This is a genomic window from Shewanella indica, assembly GCF_033842865.1.
GTDB classification, from domain to species: Bacteria; Pseudomonadota; Gammaproteobacteria; order Enterobacterales; family Shewanellaceae; genus Shewanella; species Shewanella indica.
In genome coordinates this window covers 2949410-2965310 of record NZ_JAWXXR010000001.1, presented here as the reverse complement: position 1 = coordinate 2965310, position 15901 = coordinate 2949410, and the positions used below count along the sequence as shown (strand labels likewise).

Sequence of the window (15901 nt, the reverse complement as noted above, 5' to 3'; positions counted from 1 at the left end):
GAAGATTGTTTAACCGACGCGCTCTACACCCTCATTCTGCTTGAAGGCTTTAATCTGAGTCAAATGACTCGCCAGCGAGGCAAACTTATGACTCTGCTGTTTGTCCCAAATCACTTCATAATAGCGGCTTAGCAAGGCATGGCTGCGGGTGCTGTCCAAGACCTCATCCTCGGTCGACAGCAGGCACAGGGCGCGGTTACGGTTCTTGCTGCGAAAATCGGTCACGCACTTGCTGGCAATATCGGCGTACTCTTCCGGCCTGTCTATCTTGCCGGGCATGTTTTCCTCCGGCCAAAGATTGGGGTTGACCAATACCGCCTTGAGCCCGGACAGGAAAGCGATCCGCTCGGCCCAATAAGCTCCCAGCCCCACACCTATGATCAATGGCTTGGGATCATCAGTGAGTTTAAGCTGCTTACTGACCTCATTCAGCAGATGCTGCATATCGTGTCTGGGATGCTGGGTACTGTAGCTGATGAGACGCACATCATCATCAATAAACTGTAACTGCCTGACTTTTTCATGATTACCCGGGCTGGTGGCATCAAATCCGTGAAAATACAAAATCATTTTGTTTCCTCAAGTCTCATTCCAGTCATGGTTATACAGGTTTCAAACTAACCAAGTTAGGTTGCGCCTATATTGTGCCAAATCAATTTTTTGTAGATGAAATCCTTGCCGCCAGCTCGCGGGCTCGCTCCCAGCGCGCTTCATCCTGCAATGCTTGCATCACCTTAGCAGAATCGGCCCTCAATGTTGCAGCCGGAAAAGGATTGCTCTCGGGCCAAGAAAAGTCCCCCAGAAGGCTTCTGGCGCCCTCAGGGTCATTGCATACCAATACCATGTTACAACCGGCATCCAGTGCCGCTCTGGCCCTGGCCTGATAGTCTCCGGCGACCGCCGCCCCTTTCATGCCGAGATCGTCCGAGAAAATCACCCCGTTAAAGGCCAGTTTGCCGCGCAGTTCCTGTTGGAGCCAAAAGGATGAAAAACCGGCGGGGTTAGGGTCTACTTCGGGGTAAATCACATGAGCCGGCATAATACCTTGGAGCATCTTTTTGGCGATCAGCTGTGAAAAAGGCTGCATGTCGCACTCGGCAATCTCTTGATAGCTGCGCGAGTCGACCGGCTGGGCAATATGGGAGTCGGCCTCGACGCTGCCGTGGCCGGGAAAATGTTTACCCACTGCGGCCATACCGGCCTCAGTCATGCCTTCAATAAAGGCTGTTGCCAGCGCGGTGACCTGCTCGGGCTTTGAGGCGAAACTGCGAGTGCCTATCACCTGACTGATACCATTGAGATCGAGCACAGGGGCAAAACTTAAATCTATGTCGCAGGCCAAGAGCTCAACGGCCATCAAAAAGCCCAGCTCTTTGGCCCAGGTTGACGCCAGCTCAAGCGAACCTGCGGCGGCCGGCAATATATCGCCCATGGCCGGGATTTGGGTAAATCCCTCGCGAAAACGCTGTACCCTGCCCCCTTCATGATCAACGGCAATTAGCAGTTCGGGACGCACACTGCGAACCGCGCGGATCAGGGCTATCAGTTGCTCTCTGTCTTGGTAATTACGGCTGAAAAGAATTAGGCCGCCAACGGCCGGATGTTGCAGGACAGAGGCCTCCTCTTGGGTCAACTCGACAGAGGCAAGATCCAGCATTAAGTGACTCATAAACATCTCCAACAGGGTACCGCGCATAAAAGCGACTGAAAAGGTACGAAATGGTGTTAGCCCCGATACAGGTATGGCAGCAAGAAAAGCGCAACCAGGGTCAATCCCTTTGTTAGCAAGGCTAATGCAACCTTAGCTTAATAAGAATAACTAATGATATTCCAGGCCAAAAGTATGGGATACTTGCCCATGGGCAGAGTAACTTGGGTCAAGGTTACTCCGAAACCTGCGCATGCGCGAGCAATGCGCCTCCCAATGACTAAAATAACAACGAAACAGCAACAGGGTTAACCAAATGATTAGCGTATTCGATATGTTCAAGATAGGTATAGGGCCCTCCAGTTCCCATACCGTGGGTCCGATGAAAGCGGGCAAAATCTTTATCGAACAACTGGCTGCAGATGACTTACTTGGACAGGTCGACGAACTGCAGGCAGAACTTTTTGGCTCTCTTGGACAAACAGGCAAGGGCCACGGTACCGGCAAGGCAGTGATTCTGGGATTGATGGGGGAAGATCCGGAAACCGTCGACACCGACAGCATAGAGGCGATTCTGGCAGAAGTAGCCGACAGCCAGACACTGACGCTCAGCGATGGCCGTAAGGTTAAGTTTACCCGCGAAGATGGCATCACCTACCACAGACGCAAGACACTGCCGGCACACGCCAACGCCATGACACTTTACGCGCTCAAGGCCGGAGAGTGTTTGTATCAACGCACTTACTATTCAGTCGGCGGCGGTTTTATTCTCGATGAGGATGAAATTCAGCAGCGTAACGCTTCTCCGGCGACTCCCATCGCCCAGGCGCCTTACGATTTCAATACCGCCAGCGAGCTATTGGAACTGTGCAGCGAAAATGGCCTGAGCATCTCTTCATTAATGATGGCCAATGAGCTCAGCATAGCCCCCGAGAGTGAAGTCAAAGCCAAACTATGGCATATCTGGCAAACCATGAAAGCCTGCGTGGAAAAAGGCTATCAGAAAGAAGGCATTTTGCCCGGTGGCCTTAAGCTGCGCCGCCGCGCTCCGGCGCTGCATCGCCGCCTCAAGGCCGAAGGCCGCAACAATATCGATCCCCTCAATGCCATGGATTGGGTGGACTTGTTTGCCCTGTCTGTGAATGAGCAAAATGCCGCCGGCGATCGGGTGGTAACGGCGCCCACCAATGGCGCCGCCGGTATCATCCCCGCCGTGCTCTGCTACTACGACACCTTTGTTCAGGAAGTGGATGAAGATGTCTGTTGCCGTTTTCTGTTGACGGCTGCAGCCATAGGGATTCTGTACAAGAAAAACGCCTCCATTTCCGGAGCCGAGGTTGGCTGTCAGGGCGAAGTCGGCGTGGCTTGCTCCATGGCCGCCGCCGCACTGACCGAAATCATGGGTGGTACGGTCGAGCATGTTGAAAACGCGGCAGAAATCGGTATGGAACACAATCTGGGGTTGACCTGCGATCCTGTCGGCGGCCTGGTGCAGGTTCCCTGTATCGAACGAAACGCCATGGGCGCTGTCAAGGCAATCAACGCCTCACGCATGGCACTGCGCGGCGATGGTAATCACAAGGTTTCCCTGGATAAGGTGATCAAGACCATGATGGATACCGGCAAAGATATGCGCAGCAAGTACAAGGAAACCGCCAAAGGCGGCCTGGCGGTTAATATCGTCGAGTGTTGATTACCAAATCAATCTCTCCGGTAGTCCCTCCGAAAACAGGACTATCTTCCCGATAAAAGAAGAGCGCCAAATTTGGCGCTCTTCTTTATTTAAAACTATCTGAACTATCTGAACTATCTGAACTATCGACTATGGAAACCTACATCAGTGGATGAATATTGATCTGAAACAGTATTTCGAACAAAGTCCAAGGCAACAACGCTTTATTCTGATCTATTAATTAACTTTCAGGCATAGCTTATGCAAATACTGGCCATAATCACTATTCATCATAGGTTTTACAATCCTTAGTAGATCTTGTTTATTTAACCAGCCTTGTTGAAATGCAATCTCTTCTAAACACGCAACTTTCAAGCCTTGTACATGCTCTATCGTTTGAACAAATGAAGCTGCTTCGAGTAAACTTTCATGTGTTCCAGTGTCTAACCACGCAAAACCACGGCCTAATAGCTCAACATTCAAAGAGCCATCGTTGAGATACATCTCATTGAGTGTGGTAATTTCTAATTCTCCCCGTGCAGAAGGTGTAACCTGTTTGGCAAACTCAACAACACGATTATCGTAGAAATATAAACCTGTCACAGCATAGTTAGATTTAGGATTACGCGGTTTTTCTTCTATTGAAACAGCGCGCATGTTGTTATCAAACTCCACGACTCCATAACGCTCCGGATCTTTAACCTGGTAACCAAATATAGTCGCACCATGCTCTCGACTAGCCGCATTTAGCAGCGTCTTGGTAAAGGATTGACCGTAAAAAATATTGTCACCTAACACTAAACAGCAACTATCGTCACCGATAAAACCTTCACCAATGATAAAAGCTTGTGCTAAACCATCAGGACTTTCTTGGATTGCATACTCAAGACGAATACCATAGTCGCTACCATTGCCTAGTAGCCGCTTAAAACTTTCGTTGTCTTCAGGCGTGGTAATGATCAAAATATCACGAATACCCGCCAGCATTAGCGTTGATAACGGATAGTAAATCATAGGCTTATTATAAACCGGCAATAGCTGCTTAGATACACCTCTAGTCAATGGATATAACCTTGTACCTGAACCACCGGCTAAGACAATCCCCTTCATTAATTTTCACCTTTCTTTAGGTTACAAATTAAACCTAAGCGCTGTCTTTGATAAGAGCCGTCCTGAACTCGTTGACTCCAAGCCTGATTGTTAAGATACCATTGCACTGTTTTGCGCAGCCCGGTTTCAAAGGTCTCATCAGGAGCCCAATTTAACTCTTTGCTCATTTTGGTAGTATCGATGGCATAGCGACGGTCGTGACCAGGTCGATCTGCCACATAAGTAATTTGTTCCGCGTACGGAGTAGCTTTAGGCATCAATTCGTCTAAAATCGCGCATATTGTTTTTACCACCTCCAAATTTCGTTTTTCATTGTGACCACCAATATTATAGGTTTCACCGACTTTTCCTTCTTTGATAACTTTATACAAAGCGCGAGCGTGGTCTTCTACATATAACCAATCACGAATTTGATCACCTTTGCCGTAAACAGGCAAAGGCTTGCCTTCCACCGCATTTAAAATCACAAGTGGGATCAGTTTTTCAGGAAATTGGAAAGGGCCATAATTATTTGAGCAATTGGTCACTATTGTTGGCAAACCATAGGTACGCAACCAAGCGCGAACGAGGTGGTCACTGGATGCTTTCGATACCGAATACGGACTACTCGGAGCATAAGGTGTGACTTCAGTGAATAGGGGTAACTCGCCTGAATTTTGTACTTCATCAGGATGAGGTAAGTCACCATAAACCTCATCGGTAGAAATATGGTGAAAACGAAAAGCGCTCTTCTTATCATCAGATAGCTCGTGCCAATATGCACGAGTCGCTTCTAGGAGGGTGTAAGTACCAACTATGTTTGTTTGAATAAAATCAGCAGGAGCTGTTATTGAGCGATCTACATGAGACTCTGCTGCCAAGTGCATAACTGCATCAGGCTTATGCTCATCAAACACTCTGTCTAATTCTGCTCGGTCACAGATATCAACTTGCTCAAAAGCGTATCGTTTATCCTTCTCTACGCTGACAAGAGACTCGAGATTGCCTGCATAAGTTAACTTGTCGACATTAATTACGCTATCTTGGGTATTGTTGATAATATGACGAACAACCGCGGAGCCAATGAATCCAGCCCCACCTGTGACCAGTATCTTCATTTTTCAATACCAAATTTGATGAGTTTAGCCATGCTAGGTGACTGTGACTGAGCGCGAATTCTGAAAGGTTTGGTAACCAACGTATGATTGAACGACGCATGAAAATTGTTAATAAAATTCATGCAATAGCAGCTGAGTATGGGAGCATTTATTCTAAGAACATTCTGACTATTCAATTAGCTTTACCGCTACCAATCCCCGCAACGAAAATACTAACTTGATTTTAAAAAACGAAAAAACTCCCCAAATAAAGGGGAGTTTTAATCGACTGATAGATAAATCAAGAAACCAGAGGTATGACTTTTTTGTCCTTAATGTCGTTGTTCTTACTATTATGATTTTTCTGCAGCCAGACTAAATCACAAATACCATCTGTCGGACTAAAGCCTGTTGGTGTAGAAAGAAGAATGTCCCTTATCTCTTCATGCTGGAACTCATGACACGCTTTGTCCAAACGCGCCAAAATCGCTTCAAGTTCCGACCATTTTAAAAAGACTTCATTGGCCGTCATAATCCGCTCATGCTCAGTGCCGGTCACATCATCTCCAATCAGCAACTCTTCATAGAGCTTCTCGCCTGGTCGTAACCCCGAAAACTCAATGGCAATATCACCGTCAGGATGCTTTTCATCTTTAACTTCAAAGCCACTAAGACGAATCATCTTGGTTGCCAAATCAACAATCTTGACTGACTTGCCCATATCTAACACAAAAACGTCCCCGCCTTTGCCCATAGCACCGGCTTGAATAACCAACTGAGAAGCTTCAGGTATAGTCATAAAAAAGCGGGTAATTTCAGGATGAGTTACTGTAACAGGGCCACCATTTGCTATCTGTTTTCTGAATAGCGGCACAACGGACCCGGAAGAGCCCAAAACATTACCAAACCGAACCATACAAAAACGGGTAGCACTTCCTTTATCCGCTAATGCTTGAAGGACTAATTCAGCCATACGCTTAGTGGTCCCCATCACATTGGTGGGCCTAACAGCTTTATCAGTACTGACCAGCACAAATGTTTCAACGTTAGCCGCAATAGCAGCACGGGCAGTATACAAAGTACCGAACACGTTGTTACGCACACCTTCTACAACGTTGTGCTCAACAAGTGGTACATGCTTGTAGGCTGCTGCGTGATATACGGTCTGAACCTCAAACGCTTCCATTACCGCCTGAACACGATTCTCCCGCTGTACTGACCCCATCATGGGATAGATCTGTACATCAAGAGATAACTCTTTCGCTATGGCTTTAAGTTCGCGGTCGATTGAATACAAGCCAAACTCAGACAGCTCAAACAACACCAATTTTTTAGGCGACTGCTTTAAGATCTGTCTACATAACTCAGAACCGATGGAGCCTCCGGCCCCCGTAACCATAACAACTTTGTCACGAATATTAGCAGCCAACAGATCCGCCCTAGGCGTCACGCAATCGCGACCGAGCAGATCATCAATTTCAACTTCTTTAATATCGCTATAAAGCTTATTACCGCTGACGAGATCAGCCATAGCAGGCAAAGTAAGCACCTGTACAGCCAGCGTTTCTAACTGCTCCAAAATCGCCTGACGACGAGAGCGAGGTGCACTGGGAATGGCCAGCAATATCTTAGTGGCCGCTTTTTGCTTGATTAACGTCCGAATGATTGAAGGTGAATGAACATGGACTCCCTGAATCACAGTACCGTGCAATGTTTGATCGTCATCGACAAACGCAAAAGGGTAATATTCATGGCTTTGAGAAAGTGCAGTTAACAACTGTCTGCCACTAACACCCGCGCCATAGATAATGACAGGTTCCCCGACACGCTTCATGCCCGCCCCCACCAGAGAGCGAACAATTGCCCTAGAGCCACCTATAAATACCAATGAAAATGCCGCATAAATCACAGGTACAGTTCGCGGCAATTGTGCATCAACATAAAACGCAAAAAGGACCAACATAATGGTTGAAAGCATCACGCCGAAACCAATGGCCGTAAGAGCCTGCAGTCCCATGTAGCGCAATACCGCTCGATATAACCCTAGCTTCGCAAAACCCACTAAGCTCAAAGGGACAACCATTAGAAGTAGCAGCCAATAGCGGGAATTGGTCAGAACTGCAATGTCATCGATGCGCACTAGCAATGCAGACCAAAATGCGAAACTGAGAAATAAAGCATCAATGATAAGACTAACCACACGTTTATGCGTGCGTTTCAAACCAAACAAGCTTTGCAAAAAATCCATTTTTCGCTCCAAGAAATTTAAGTTCATAATGTATTACAATCTTAAAGTGTGTGACTCGATGACAATAGCCGAAGCGCCCATGATATCACATCAATCATGCCATAGGGGTAAGCATCGGCACTTGTTACGCGTGAATAAGTTAAGAAAGGCTCCATACTCGAAGTGGTAAGGAACAACTCCCTCTTAGAAAACACGACACCTAAGAGCTATCAAGCTTGGCTTAACAAACTAAAAATCTCCCGTGAGACACTAAGTCGCGCTTTGCTAGCAAGATGAGACGACTTGGGTCGGCGTTATTGTAGCTAAAACAAGGTAATAGAGTGTATCTTCCAATAGAGAGTGCTATTTTTAGAGAGCACTATTTTACAGCATCACCGCTACCACTACCTGTCACTGTCATCAATATATATTTGAAATAGTTTTTAACATTTAAGGTATCGATCATCTTTTTATCTGTTTCAGCCAATAACTTAGGTGTCGACATATCGATATTTTGCACTTGGGCTAAACCTGTTATACCGGGTAAAACATCATACACACCTTGTGCATCTCGCTCTTTTATTAACTCTTCTTGATTAAACAAGTTAGGACGTGGTCCCACTAAACTCATTTCACCTTTAACAACGTTAATCAACTGGGGCAATTCATCGATTTTTGTCTTACGCAGAAAGGCACCCAGCTTAGTAATTGATGCATTACTAGCAAGATGGCTAGCAACTGACTTAGTTTCAACCGACATTGTACGAAACTTGATCAACTTAAAAGGCTTCTTTTTTTTACCAACACGAGTCTGCACAAAAATTGGAGAACCTGTATCGAACATGCCAATGATAGTTATAATCAGTAATACAGGCCAAAGTATCATCAAACCAAAGAAAGCAGCCAAGAAATCAATTAGACGAATCATATGAATACTCTATATATTTTTATTGCGGAGAAAAGCTTCTGCAGCTTCTTTGAAACCGTGTTCAAGCGTTTGTGGTGGTGTCCAGCCCAGCGTGTTCTTAGTATGGGTGATATCGACTTGCAATGAGCCTATAAGTCTATCAACAACACCCATTTTTCCTGTTAACTTACCCACTAAACGATAACACCACAAAGGAACGGGAAGCAATCGACTCGATTTCCCTAGTGCTTGAGACATATGCTTTACCATTTCAACTGTAGAAATATCGTGGTCATCGGAAACCAAAAATACCTGATTAGCAGCTTTTGGGTGATCAATACAGGTAATAATCAAGTCAACAAGATTAGTGACTGAAACGAGACTACGCTTATTATCCTTAACACTGCCGAAAGGCAATGGTAAACCTTTTGAAACTAAGTGTAATAGCGAAGCAAAATTAGCCTTAACCCCTGGTCCGTAAACTAATGTAGGTCGAATGATGACGACTTCTAACCCGGTTTGTTCAGCCAGCTCTAATAATTGTACTTCGGCTTCAGATTTGGATTGTCCATAAAAATCCTCAGGGCATCTATCATCACTTTCAGTAAAAGGTTTACCAATCTCGGTTGACTCACCATTAACCTTGATAGAACTGACAAAGATAAACCGCTTAACTCCGGCCTTAACGGCTTGTCGAGCTAGGTTCATCGTTCCTGCTGTGTTAACCTCTCTAAACTCCCTTAACGGATCAAGAGATGTATCATTCATAATATGAACACGAGCGGCAAGGTGAACAATAACGTCCACACCACTTAATGCCACTGAGTAATCAGTATCATCTTTGATTTCAAGTTTAAAGAATTGCTCATGAGTCTTCCCTGCAGGCTTTACCCGTCCTAACGACAATGTATCAGAGGGCAACTGCTCTAATAACTTACTGCCAATGAAACCTGAGGCACCGGTTAACATTATTTTCATTGGTTTGCTTTCTCAATTGTATCTATGATCTGGCTAGCGGCAGCTTGCACAGAAAAACTGGCTTTTAACACTTCGTAAGCCTTAATGCCCATTTCTTTACGCAAAGCTTGATCTTGAAGTAGCATCAGCGCAGCCTCATACAACAATTGGTCTTCACCATTGATGTAAGCCTTACCAGCCCCCTGATCATTAATAAACTCTATGACATCATTACCTTGGTTCACACTACCTAAAATAGGAAGAGACTGCACCATATAACCTAGCAATTTCCCCGGAAAGTTGTGAGCTTTATGTGTTCTAGCAAGTGAAAACAAACCCACATCGACTTGAGTCAAAACTTCTTTATACTCATCTTGAGTAATTGAGGGTAGAAGCGTTAGGTTATCGAGACCTAGGTTCGCCTTGGTACTCTCTACCAGTTCAAATTCGTCGCCCTGCCCAATAAAGAGAAAATGTGCCTCAGAATGAGCTTGCATAGATTCGACCAAACGCAATAAATTACCCATATCTTGTGCATGGCCAATGTTACCGCCATAAAAGTAAATAACCTTATCATCCAGTTGACACTTCTTTCTGATATCTATCAGCGAGGTGCTAAAACTCTTAGGATTCACATCAGCCCAATTTCTCAGAACTTGAAGGTTATGATAAGTGGGGTGCAGCATAGAAAAATACTTAACATTGGCTGGCGACATTAAACCAATGGCATCCGAAGCGTTATAGTTAATTTTTTCAAAGAAACGAAAATAAGACGCTATAGGTGACCTTGCTGATATTAGTCCCTCGTCAATAACCCACTGTGGAAACATATCTCTTAACACAAGATAGTTATACGTGCCGAAGTTACGCTTTAACCAATGCATTAGTGGACCAAAAAAGATCGTTGGTGAATAATTCACACAGGCATCAAATAACTTAACATTCCTACTACTCTTCAACGCCAAATAAGCATTCAATGACAGTAGCGTTTCAGTGATCGTCCTTTGGACCTTACCTCTCCCTCTCATCTGAGAACTGCGAAAGCGCCAAACTTCTATGCCTTCGAACTGTTCAATTGCTAATCGCTGCTGTTGCTTACCATGACTAGGCGTAATGATAATAGGTTCGTGACCGAGCCTTTTGAGCTCTAAAGCTAGTTCATGAAACATTTTCGCATGAACTAGCGTGCTACTTGGCAAGTAGTCATCTGGAAATAATGCAATTCTCACTGCTTAATATTCCTTCCAGACAACACGTTTAACGTAATCCGTATAACTCAAAATTGTGCGTAGAACTTTATCTGATACATTTGGTGCAACATAATCAGCGACCTTATTAAGTAAACGCCTTTCCCCTCTAGGCTGATCATCCAATATTTCAACTGCTTGTATAATTCTTTCTACGCTCATTCCCGTAAACATCACGGCTCCTTCTTCAAAGCCTTCTGGTCTTTCTTGGGCTTCCCGGATATTGATTGCAGGAAAGTTTAAAATCGAAGACTCCTCTGTGATAGTGCCACTATCACTCAGCACCACCTTAGCTTCTTTCTGTAGGCGAATGTAATCGCTAAAACCAAGTGGCTTCATTAAACGCACCAAAGGATGAAACTGTAAATTGAGTAATTCAATTTTTTTTCTTGTTCTAGGATGAGTAGATACAATAATTGGTAACTTATACTTTTCAGCAATTGTATTTAATGCTAGTACGTAATTGTTTATATTACGTTCTGAGTCTACATTTTCTTCTCGATGTACGCTTACTAAGAAGTAGTTCTCACTAGCCAGCTCTAAACGCCTTAAGACATCCGACTGTGTAACTTTCTCTTCATAATGATTCAGCACCTCATCCATCGGACTACCAGTTTTCACGATAAAATCTGGGCTAATCCCCTCTCGTAGTAGGTAATCTCGAGCGATATCGCTGTATGGTAGATTTACATCCGAGATATGGTCGACAATCTTGCGGTTTATCTCTTCAGGTACACGTAAATCAAAACAACGGTTACCTGCCTCCATATGGAAGATAGGAATCTTTTTTCGTTTCGCAGAAATTGCTGACAATGCACTATTCGTATCACCTAAGATCAACACGGCGTCTGGTTTAAGTTGTTCAAACAGCTTATCTGATTTACTTATAACCTGAGCCATAGTTTCAGCAGCGCTACCACCTGCACACTCTAAGAAAACATCTGGTGGGCGAATACCAAGGTCATCAAAAAAAATCTGGTTTAGTTCATAGTCGTAATTCTGACCTGTATGTACTAAAGTGTGCTCTGTATATTGATCTAATTTCGCAATCGTTCTTGAGAGGCGAATAATTTCAGGACGAGTGCCAACTATTGTTACTACTTTTAATTTACTCATGGTTATATCTCTTGCTGTAATCACTGTGCATGAAGTTTATCAACTCATCCCAACTTGGTGGTACAAATCCTGTCGCAGCTTGGAACCTCGATGAATCAAGAGACCGATCAATTACAAAGTCTTCAAACTTCTCAATTTCAATCTGTTTATTGTAGACATCCGCGACTTTTCTGATTAGAGAGTACTTATCAATAGGAGCTACAGACAAATGATACAAACCGGAAAGTGATGAAGCAGGAAGAACATAATCTGCGAGTACTTTTGCAACATAAGCCGTTGGCAGACCAGAAAATACTGCTTTGGAGTAGCCTTTTACAAAACCTTCTTGACTTAAGAACCAATCAATTAAGCTGACACAAGATTTCAACTCATGCCCGATAATTGAAGTACGTAGTGTTACATGTTTACCGTAATCGACTTCACCAAGGCATTTGGATTTTCCATACAGGTCCATCGCAGTTGGCAAGTCTGACTCTAAATAGTTACCCACTTTACCATCAAAGACACAGTCCGTTGAAAAATGAATTAAGCGTGCTTGAACGGTATCGCAAAGTTGTGCAATTTGGTGTGGCAACAAAGCGTTGATCCCTATAGCTTCAACGTGCTGCTTAGAAACATCATACTGCTTAATTAAACCAATACAGTTTATGACAACGTCTGGTTGAACAGCTAAAACAGCACTTTCCAGTGTGGTGAAATCTTTAACATCAACATTAGGAATCAATTTATCAGTTGATGGAAAAAATTTCTCCAGACCGTTTACCGTACGAACGGTGCCATACACATCTAGGTTAGCCACCTCTGATAAAGTAGAAAAGATGCTGAACCCCAGCATCCCTGTTGCCCCAACAACAATAATTTTCACATTATACCCCCTCTGGAATAATGATGTTGCCAGATTCGATTTCACGCATAAAATCAAGTTTACGTAATAATTGCTTCATACCTTCAACATCTAAGCGTTCAGTATTATGAGAGTTGTAATCTTCAACCTTTGATAAGTCGGACTCGCCTTCTTCAAAAAACTTTGAGTAATTTAAATCTCTGTTATCGGCAGGCACTCTAAAGTATTCACCCTGTTCTTGTGCTACAAACATTTCTTCACGGCTACATAGCGCTTCAAACAATTTTTCGCCGTGGCGTGTACCAATTACGTTTACAACATGCTCAGGTTTATTAAGCATTTCGAGTAACGCGGTTACTAACACTTCAATAGTTGCTGCTGGCGCCTTTTGTACAAAAATATCACCATTCTGTCCATTCTCAAAAGCATGTAAAACTAAGTCAACCGCATCATCTAAGGTCATCATAAAACGTGTCATGGTGGGATCAGTAATAGTAATTGGTTGATTGTGAACCACCTGACGAATAAACAAAGGAATGACCGAGCCACGGGACGCCATTACGTTACCGTAGCGTGTACAGCAAATAGTTGTATTGGTATGTTCTAAGTTACGACTTTTAGCTACAATGACTTTTTCCATCATCGCTTTTGAAATACCCATAGCATTAATAGGATAAACAGCTTTATCTGTACTCAAACACACCACACGCTCAACATTATTAGCAATAGCGGCCTCTAGTACGTTTTCTGTACCCAAAACGTTAGTTTTAACGGCTTCCAATGGATAAAATTCACAAGAAGGGACTTGTTTCAACGCTGCTGCATGATAAACATAATCAACTCCACGCATAGCATTTAGAATACTTTGACTGTCGCGAACATCACCAATATAAAATTTTAACTTATCTGATTGAAAATGCTTACGCATGTCATCTTGTTTTTTTTCATCACGTGAAAAAATACGAATTTCTTTTATATCTGTATTTAAAAAACGACGCAAAACAGCATTACCAAAAGATCCTGTACCGCCAGTAATAAGTAACACTTTATTTTTAAACATTATCTTTCCATTAGATATCAAGGAAGCAATCAACTGAGGCTACAAGCCTTCGAATGCCTCGTGTAACAAATGTTTAGACTCAATTGGTAGAATATTTTTATAGTCAAAATTTAAATACCGGCAAACAGCCCTTGCAATCGAGACCGCAGAATCAGGGTTAAAAGATTCTTCTGAATCGACTAACTCCCGAACATAATCTAGCTCACTAGCAATTATATCAAGATTACTAATTCTGGCTTCAACTAAAGGAATCCCGAATGACTCCATTTTAGATGGGTATATTAAACAATCATACTCAGAGTAGGTTGTTGCAATCTTACTTTGAGTCAACCAACCCAAGTTGATTATATTCAGATTATATTTCTCAACACAACAATTTAAATATTCAATCAAATCTTTTGACCTTACTACATCTAAAGTAAGAGCTAAAAGAGGGTATAAACCTTTAGTCGCAAGTATTATCCAAGCTTCTATTAGTCTAACATGATTTTTGTGTGGCTCACCTGAAGCGACATATAGAAACTTTTTAGATAAATCTGATTCCACATTACTTAATGCATTCCTCCCCCTAAAAAACCTATCTAAGGAAAGTAAAAATGGTGCTACCTTTATATCTATTTCATTTCCAAAAACAGTTTGCACTTGACATTTTACTGTTGCACTTTGCACAATAACCCTATCGACATTTTTTATAAAAAGTCTAAGCCATATACGTTCTAGATATAACCTACAGAACACTTTTAATCCATATTTTTTATCATCACCAAAATGGAGCAACTTAACATTCTGGACAAATAAAACGGTTTTACCTTTAAGCTTAAAAACTGGGGGTAAGTTAGTAAAAATAAGATTCTTTGTGCTTTCCCGGCTTAATTTCTTCAAGCTATATTCAGAAAACAACCTGTCGGTTAAGCTTGGTTTAACTTTTTTAAAATGAAAATCTACGTCATTCAATATTTTTCTTTCATCTATAAACACATAAGATTGTTCATCTAATTCCTGCAATAATGAATTAAGCAGCGTATCTCCACCACCAGAGTGGATACTATTTGCTTGAATCAAGTACTTATAACTCATTTAACACACCATTTCCTTGGAACGACACTTAAATACAAACACTTATAAAGACGGCAAATTTAATAGTTTATTAGTTCCTGAAAGACCATCAGTTCTTTGGATATCTTTGGATATCTTTGGATACCAAAATATTAATGAATAATTAGTTAGTACTTCCTACGCCTACTAAGAAAGTACTTAACATGACTACTATTCCAAAATGGTTCGATATGCCGCCTAGTTATTACATTACCATTGTTACTTTCATAACGTTCATAATTACAGGAACTAAAAACGTATTTAAATGTTTCCGTCGACAAATTTAATGCATCACAAGAGATGTCAGAAGCAGTACCATATGGCCAAGCAAAATAATCACATTCAGCACCTAACTTCTTCCCTATAAAAATTTTATCTTCAATAATTTGCGTTTTGAGTATTTGAGAATCTGCAATATTCAACCTCACATGGTCAAAAGTATGAGAACCAATTGTATGACCTGAAGAGTGCATATCTTTTAATGTCTTCCAATCTAAAAACTCTTTTCCTTTAATTACTAATCTCTCATAATGCTCTGGGTAATAATCTTGTTCTGCTTCAATAGCTCCGCTGTTGATGAAAAAACCAATTTTTATTCCTTTTTTATCAAAGAAGTTAGCTATGTCTTCGCATTCTTTAAAACCATCATCAAAGCATAAGCTAATAATTGACCTATCAACTGGTAAGTCTCTATTTTTAACACGCTTTACTACATCATCAAAATTACTTAATTCACCTAAATTTTGCAATGTATCGTAAAAACGATTCAAAATTTTTAGTCTTTCAGATGAATTTAATTTGTCTAAAGCAATATAATGCCCTGCTAAAATATGCGCACTTGGCAATTTTTCTGAAGCGAACTTACCGGCAAAATTTAAATAATTACTTCTTAATAATTTACGAACTGCGCTCACCATAAAACCTCTCAATTAAAATAGAGCG

Annotated in this window: 14 protein-coding genes; 1 reads left to right on the top strand and 13 read right to left on the bottom strand. The window is 42.4% G+C overall.

The window, feature by feature from the left end; genetic code table 11:
- Nucleotides 1-9: 9 nt before the first annotated feature.
- Both ycfP and nagZ read right to left on the bottom strand, forming a co-directional pair.
- On the bottom strand, nucleotides 10-570 hold the full coding sequence (ycfP, locus tag SIL79_RS13320) for an alpha/beta hydrolase YcfP (RefSeq protein WP_039035109.1): 561 nt from the start codon (nucleotides 568-570) through the stop codon (nucleotides 10-12).
- 82 nt (nucleotides 571-652) lie between these two features.
- Nucleotides 653-1669, bottom strand: a complete 1017-nt coding sequence (nagZ, locus tag SIL79_RS13315; protein ID WP_162207111.1) for a beta-N-acetylhexosaminidase — start codon at nucleotides 1667-1669, stop codon at nucleotides 653-655.
- A gap of 295 nt (nucleotides 1670-1964) precedes the next feature.
- On the opposite strand from nagZ, the gene SIL79_RS13310 reads away from it, so the two are divergent.
- Nucleotides 1965-3341: an L-serine ammonia-lyase gene (locus SIL79_RS13310; RefSeq protein WP_039035110.1), complete on the top strand. Its 1377-nt coding sequence runs from the start codon at nucleotides 1965-1967 to the stop codon at nucleotides 3339-3341.
- A gap of 216 nt (nucleotides 3342-3557) precedes the next feature.
- On the opposite strand, the gene rfbA is transcribed toward SIL79_RS13310, so the two are convergent.
- The 11 genes from rfbA to SIL79_RS13255 form a co-directional block, all read right to left on the bottom strand.
- Complete coding sequence (rfbA, locus tag SIL79_RS13305) at nucleotides 3558-4430, bottom strand: glucose-1-phosphate thymidylyltransferase RfbA (RefSeq protein WP_319619349.1); 873 nt, start codon at nucleotides 4428-4430, stop codon at nucleotides 3558-3560.
- Nucleotides 4430-5527 (bottom strand): dTDP-glucose 4,6-dehydratase, encoded by a 1098-nt coding sequence (rfbB, locus tag SIL79_RS13300; protein WP_319619348.1) that lies wholly within the window; start codon nucleotides 5525-5527, stop codon nucleotides 4430-4432. The genes rfbA and rfbB overlap by 1 nt, the downstream gene beginning before the upstream one ends.
- A gap of 280 nt (nucleotides 5528-5807) precedes the next feature.
- Nucleotides 5808-7754: a nucleoside-diphosphate sugar epimerase/dehydratase gene (locus tag SIL79_RS13295; protein WP_319619347.1), complete on the bottom strand. Its 1947-nt coding sequence runs from the start codon at nucleotides 7752-7754 to the stop codon at nucleotides 5808-5810.
- 358 nt (nucleotides 7755-8112) lie between these two features.
- Nucleotides 8113-8661, bottom strand: a complete 549-nt coding sequence (locus SIL79_RS13290) for a sugar transferase (protein WP_319619346.1) — start codon at nucleotides 8659-8661, stop codon at nucleotides 8113-8115.
- Between the two features lie 9 nt (nucleotides 8662-8670).
- Nucleotides 8671-9618 (bottom strand): UDP-glucose 4-epimerase family protein, encoded by a 948-nt coding sequence (locus SIL79_RS13285; protein WP_319619345.1) that lies wholly within the window; start codon nucleotides 9616-9618, stop codon nucleotides 8671-8673.
- Nucleotides 9615-10826: a glycosyltransferase family 4 protein gene (locus SIL79_RS13280; RefSeq protein WP_319619344.1), complete on the bottom strand. Its 1212-nt coding sequence runs from the start codon at nucleotides 10824-10826 to the stop codon at nucleotides 9615-9617. The genes SIL79_RS13285 and SIL79_RS13280 overlap by 4 nt, the downstream gene beginning before the upstream one ends.
- Nucleotides 10827-10829: 3 nt before the next feature.
- The gene (gene wecB / locus SIL79_RS13275) at nucleotides 10830-11960 is read right to left on the bottom strand and encodes a non-hydrolyzing UDP-N-acetylglucosamine 2-epimerase (RefSeq protein WP_319619343.1); all 1131 of its coding nucleotides are present in this window, start codon (nucleotides 11958-11960) and stop codon (nucleotides 10830-10832) included.
- Entirely contained in the window at nucleotides 11953-12825 is an 873-nt protein-coding gene (locus tag SIL79_RS13270; RefSeq protein WP_319619342.1) for a dTDP-4-dehydrorhamnose reductase family protein, read from the bottom strand. The genes wecB and SIL79_RS13270 overlap by 8 nt, the downstream gene beginning before the upstream one ends.
- 1 nt (nucleotide 12826) lies before the next feature.
- Nucleotides 12827-13864 carry a polysaccharide biosynthesis protein gene (locus SIL79_RS13265; RefSeq protein ID WP_319619341.1) on the bottom strand — a complete coding sequence of 346 codons (1038 nt, stop codon included), beginning with the start codon at nucleotides 13862-13864 and terminating at the stop codon, nucleotides 12827-12829.
- A gap of 39 nt (nucleotides 13865-13903) precedes the next feature.
- Entirely contained in the window at nucleotides 13904-14941 is a 1038-nt protein-coding gene (locus SIL79_RS13260; RefSeq protein ID WP_319619340.1) for a glycosyltransferase, read from the bottom strand.
- A gap of 146 nt (nucleotides 14942-15087) precedes the next feature.
- Entirely contained in the window at nucleotides 15088-15876 is a 789-nt protein-coding gene (locus tag SIL79_RS13255; RefSeq protein WP_319619339.1) for a polysaccharide deacetylase family protein, read from the bottom strand.
- Nucleotides 15877-15901 lie beyond the last annotated feature (25 nt).